The sequence below is a fragment of the Orenia sp. genome (assembly GCF_055140805.1).
The window spans coordinates 1-5,554 of sequence record NZ_JBSQYM010000184.1; the positions used below are offsets into that span (position 1 = coordinate 1).

Genomic DNA, 5,554 nt, shown 5'->3' on the forward strand with positions numbered 1-5,554 from the left:
AGGTTTTAATCTTTTAACTGTAAACTGTACACCGTCCCTACGAGTTTAAAAACTAAAACTCTTCGTGTAAACCACTGTCAACTCGACACAAGTGTCGCAATATACCTATATAACCCCATATCAAAATTCTAATCTAAATTTAGATGTAATATTTATATGCTCTTCTTCCCTACAGCAATATTATTTTTAGCAAAGATAATTGTTAGGATAAAGGGAACAACTATTGCAATTAGCATTGCTACAGCAAACATCATTATATGCTGAGGTTGGATTGATAGGATACCTGGTAAACCTCCAACTCCAATCGAATTAGCCATAACACCTGAACTTACTGAGACCAATCCAGCAATTGATGAACCAATCATCGCAGCTAAAAATGGGAAGATATACTTTAAATTGATACCAAACATAGCTGGCTCAGTTACTCCTAGATAACAGGAAATAGCTGCTGGAATAGAGACTTGCTTCTCTTCTTCATTATCCCTATTTAGATAGATTATTGCTAATACTGCAGAACCTTGAGCAATATTAGATAAAGCAATCATCGGCCATAGGTTAGTTCCACCAAATTCACTCATCAACTGTAAATCAATAGCATTTGTCATATGATGCAATCCTGTGATTACTAACGGTGCATAAGTAAAACCAAATACTGCTGCAAATAACCATCCAAAAGCTGATGTTAGTCCTGCATATACGATATTTGAGATATATGACCCGATTGTCCAACCAATTGGACCTAAGACAACATGGGCCACTAACACAGTTGGCACTAAGGCAAAGAAAGGAATTACAATCATTGAGATATATTCTGGAACAAACTTACGTAACCAATTCTCCAAGGTAGCCAGAGTAAATCCTGCTAAGATTGCTGGAATAACCTGAGCTTGATAACCAATCATCTTAATCTGTGCAAAACCAAAGTCCCAGACTGGAGCCTCTGCTCCACCAGCTACTGCATAAGCATTTAATAACTGTGGAGAGACTAAAGTAACACCGAGTATAATCCCCAATATCTCTGTTGCTCCCATCTTCTTAGAGATAGACCAAGTGATTCCTACAGGTAAGAAGAAGAAGATAGCTTCACCAATCAACCATAAGAAATGGTGGACTCCAGCCCAAAATTGAGAGACATCTGTTAAGGTTTTAGTACCATCTTCTAGTAATTTAATATCTCCAATTACATTACGGAAGCCTAAAATCAAACCACCAACTACCAAAGCTGGAATTAATGGTGTAAATATCTCAGCTAAGTGTGAAATCATTCTCTGTAACCAATTAAGGTTCTGCCTTGAATTCTTCTTAGCTACATCCTTACTCACTCCAGAAACACCTGAGACCTTGACAAAATCATTATAAAAATCAGAGACCTCATTACCGATAATAACTTGGAACTGCCCTGCTTGGGTAAAGGTTCCTTTTACACAAGCAATCTTTTCAATCTTTTCCATATCTGCTTGCTGATTATCATTTAATACAAAACGCATCCTTGTAACACAATGTGATACCGCTGAAATATTCTCCTTGCCACCGATATACTCTAATAATTCTTCTGCTTGCTTTGTAAATTTAGCCATTTGTAACCCCCCTATATTCTTTATACAAACTATTTTAAAATTAACTGAGAACTAGTTTCAGAAAAGAAAGACTAGATTATTATCTGATTAACTTTTTTAGATAACTATCCACTCTTATCAAATATTATAGGGTTATAGTGACTGTTAATCTTATTCTTTTCTCTAAATAAAAGCTAATTATAATTAGAAATCTAAAATATAGCCTGTAAATTAATATCTTTATATAGGTTATAATCTTATAAGTTGTATATAAGTATATGAATTCAAAATGAAATTTAATGGATATATTGCGACACTTTAAGTTTTAGCTACGGGTTTTAACCCGTAGTGTAACATATCACCATCACCACAGGTTGAAACCTGTGGCTAGTAAATTTTTTCTAAGAATATTATAACTTGTATATACAAGTTTGTCAAGAAAAAAATTACCACGTACCAAATCCTCTATAATCCCATATGATATATTAATCGAGTTTCAACAAAGGAGGAGAAGAGTATGAAAAGGTTAGACCCTGATAAGCTATCTGTTGAGCTTGGTTTAGGAGTTACTCCTACTGATCCTATTATACCTAGAAGATATACTCTAACCCATTCTGATATCACTGCTGAACTATTTTTGACCATTGCTCAAAAGTATGCCTATAATCAGATTAACCAAAACAGAGATGAAGTACTAGCAGAATGGAGAGTAGATGAACATGGCTATTATCTGTATGCAAGTGTCTTAGTTGACGGTGAGTTTGGCTTAGTCAAAGCCTTTATCAGAAATAGGATCTTCATTCAAGAGTTACCCCTTGCTTTAGAGGCTATAGTCTATGGTGATCGAGATTTTTTTAAAGCCCATCCCAACTTAAATAAGTCACCTATTTATGTAAATTTCATCTCTAGCTGCCCTGCTTTCAGCCGGACTGAATATTGGGGAAGGGTTGCTGATTATAAATAAAAAAGCTATTATCTTTTAAAAGACAATAGCTTTAAATAATTTTATGATATTTTTGTACTAATAGGCCTTAGCCATCAAATCACTAATCTTATTAGCAAACTCTACAGGATTATCTGGGTTAAAACCTTCCACTAATGATGATAATGAATAAAGTAATTGACTATACTCCTTTAAGGTTTCACTCTCTGCATCCTGTTCATATAAACGCTCTATAGTAGAGAAGACTTGATGGTCTGGGTTGATCTCTAAAATTCTACGGGCTTTGCCTAGATTCTGATTCATCCCTTGTAAGATTCTCTCCATCGACATACTCATCCCTGCTTCATCACTGACCAAGCAGACTGCACTTGATTTTAAACGTTTACTTAATCTAACATCATCAACCTTACCCTTTAAGTGCTCTTTAATTACCTCTAATAATTCTTCTTTTACTTCACTTTCCTCTTCTTGCTCTTGATCATCTAACTCTAAATCACCACGAAGCACCGACTTGAATTTAACCTCTTGGTACTCTCCTAAGATATCAATCACAAATTCATCGATTGGGTCTAAGCAATAGATTACTTCTAAGCCTTTATCCTGTAATAGCTCCATCTGTGGTAGATTTTCTACCTTATCTCTACTCTCACCAGTAACATAATAGATTACCTCTTGACCTTCAGAAATTCTATCAAGATACTCTGCTAAAGTGCTCATACCCTCTTTAGAGTGAGAAGATTCAAAGATCAATAAATTCTCTAGCTTATCCTTGTTACTATAATCTGTATAGATTCCACCTTTGATGGCTCTACCAAACTCCTTCCAGAAACCTTCATACTTCTCTCTATCCTTTTTAAGCATAGATTTTAGAGTTCTTAGGATTGTCTTCTCTAAATTCTTACCGATCACTTTTAGCTGTTTGCTATGCTGTAAGACCTCACGAGAGATATTTAAGGAGAAGTCTGGTGAATCAACAAGACCTCGTACAAACTTTAAATATTCTGGCAGTATTTCTTGGCAGTCATCCATAATAAAGACACTCTTGGAATAGAGCTTAATCCCTTTATCAAAGTCTGCTGTATAAAAATCATAAGGTGCTTTAGTAGGGATATATAATAAAGCATTGAATTTAACCAGTCCTTCAACCTGTTTATGTATAACCTCTAAAGGCTCATTCCAATCCTTAGAGAGATTCTTATAAAATTCATTATACTCTTCATCACTAATCTCATCCTTATTCCTGTTCCACAGTGGAGTCATCGTATTTAGAGTTTTAGTCTCTACTTCTACACTCTTCTCTCCCTCATCATTCTCCTGCTCATGATAGAAATCCATCTTAATTGGATATTTAACATAATTAGAGTACTTTTCTACTAAGTTTTTAATATTATTTCTATTAGTAAAATCATCCTCAAAATCAGCAGAATCACTGAACTCTTCTCTCAAAGTCAAAGTGATCTCAGTACCTCTTTGCTCTTTATCAGTATGTTCTACTGTATACGTCCCATCACCTTCAGACTCCCACTTAACTCCCTGTTCTTGATGAGGTGCACGGGTAATTAAGGTAACTTTTTCAGCAACCATAAAGGCAGAATAGAACCCAACTCCAAACTGACCAATCAAGCTTACATCTTCCTTATTATCCTTTAATTGCTCGATAAATTTCTTAGTTCCTGACTGAGCAATGGTCCCAATATTATTGATAACCTCATCATAGGTCATCCCAATTCCATTATCAGAGATAGTTAAAGTCTTATTCTCTTCATCTACATCAATCAAGACCTCAAAATCACTATCCCCCTCTAAAATATCCACATCAGTTAAGGACTCAAATTTGACCTTATCAATAGCATCTGATGCATTAGCTATCAACTCTCTAAGGAAGATCTCCTGATTGGTATAGATAGAATTAATCATTAAATCTAACAACTGCTTAGTCTCTGCTTGAAACTCTCTAGTCTCTACTTGTTTAGTAACCATTATAAAATCCTCCTGTTTTATAGTATAGTTTTAATCAAATATTATTTTAGCACTTAAAATTTCAAATGTCAATTTATCCATGGATAAATAATACAATTATCTTAAACTATTGCAATATACTAATCCTCTAAGGAGATATTATTCTCTAGATAATATTTCTTTTAATTCACTTAAATCACTAATCTCATAAGTAGGTTTTATTCCACTTCTATTCTCTGTTTTATCGGGATTAAACCAGCAAGTATCAATCCCAAAATTAATCCCACCTTGTATATCTGAGCTGAGACTATCACCGACCATCAATACTTTACTCTTATCGTGATACCCCATCTTTTTAAAGGTATGCTCAAAGATTCTAGGATTTGGTTTGGCAATACCTATCTCTTCTGAAATAATTAGATGATCAAAATAATCACTTAATGGAGACGCCTTCAACCTCCCTTTTTGAACTGTTGCTAAACCATTAGTAACGATCGCTAGCTTATAATCCTTATCTAAATCTTCAATCAACTCCAAAGCACCATCAAGCAAAAAATGACCTTCAGCTAAAAATTCTAAATACTTTTCACTTAAGGCTTGTCCCTCTATCTCTAAATCTAGCTCTTCTGCTAATCTTCTAAATCTCTCTAGCTTCAACTCCTCAGGGGTAATAAGCTCCTGTTCAAGCTCTTCCCATAACTTATTGTTAATCTCTTGATACTGCTTTAGGTGATTTTCCTTCCGATATTCAACCTCAAAATGATTCATCAATCTCTCTATAGCATGCTCCTCGGCTCTATCAAAATCGAATAAAGTTCTATCTGCATCAAATAAAATGACTTCGTATCTCATCTCTTATCCCCCCTATTTATATAAAAACACTCCTCAATGAGCCACTTTAATCTTGATTATAACAAAGTATAGTAGAATTCTCTATTAGAAATATAAATCTACTACTTTCTACAGATTACAAGATTTCTATTTATCTAAAACATCCAAAGAAAACTCCATCTAAACTATGTATTAGGTGGAGATGAATTGGATAATATTTGTAAGGTTCGATACCTTCAAATATTCTATCTAGTATGATATAATA

The 5,554-nt window shown here is 34.3% G+C and carries 4 protein-coding genes; 1 reads left to right on the forward strand and 3 read right to left on the reverse strand.

The annotated features are described in order from the left end of the window. Positions 1 to 152: 152 nt before the first annotated feature. Positions 153 to 1,577: a PTS system trehalose-specific EIIBC component gene (treP, locus tag ACTCDL_RS13935; RefSeq protein ID WP_463178081.1), complete on the reverse strand. Its 1,425-nt coding sequence runs from the start codon at positions 1,575 to 1,577 to the stop codon at positions 153 to 155. A 496-nt stretch (positions 1,578 to 2,073) separates the two neighbouring features. Here treP and ACTCDL_RS13940 point away from each other — a divergent pair, with 496 nt between their 5' ends. Continuing rightward, positions 2,074 to 2,520: a staygreen family protein gene (locus ACTCDL_RS13940; protein WP_463178085.1), complete on the forward strand. Its 447-nt coding sequence runs from the start codon at positions 2,074 to 2,076 to the stop codon at positions 2,518 to 2,520. Positions 2,521 to 2,577: 57 nt separating this feature from the next. On the opposite strand, the gene htpG is transcribed toward ACTCDL_RS13940, so the two are convergent. Continuing rightward, entirely contained in the window at positions 2,578 to 4,479 is a 1,902-nt protein-coding gene (gene htpG, locus ACTCDL_RS13945; RefSeq protein ID WP_463178087.1) for a molecular chaperone HtpG, read from the reverse strand. 138 nt (positions 4,480 to 4,617) lie between these two features. Then, positions 4,618 to 5,310 (reverse strand): YjjG family noncanonical pyrimidine nucleotidase, encoded by a 693-nt coding sequence (locus ACTCDL_RS13950; protein ID WP_463178090.1) that lies wholly within the window; start codon positions 5,308 to 5,310, stop codon positions 4,618 to 4,620. Positions 5,311 to 5,554: the final 244 nt, after the last annotated feature.

Bases quoted from the DNA above. Each gene is read 5' to 3' on its own strand.
- treP (WP_463178081.1), bottom strand. From the start codon at position 1,577: ATGGCTAAATTTACAAAGCAAGCAGAAGAATTATTAGAGTATATCGGT.
- ACTCDL_RS13940 (WP_463178085.1), top strand. From the start codon at position 2,074: ATGAAAAGGTTAGACCCTGATAAGCTATCTGTTGAGCTTGGTTTAGGA.
- htpG (WP_463178087.1), bottom strand. From the start codon at position 4,479: ATGGTTACTAAACAAGTAGAGACTAGAGAGTTTCAAGCAGAGACTAAG.
- ACTCDL_RS13950 (WP_463178090.1), bottom strand. From the start codon at position 5,310: ATGAGATACGAAGTCATTTTATTTGATGCAGATAGAACTTTATTCGAT.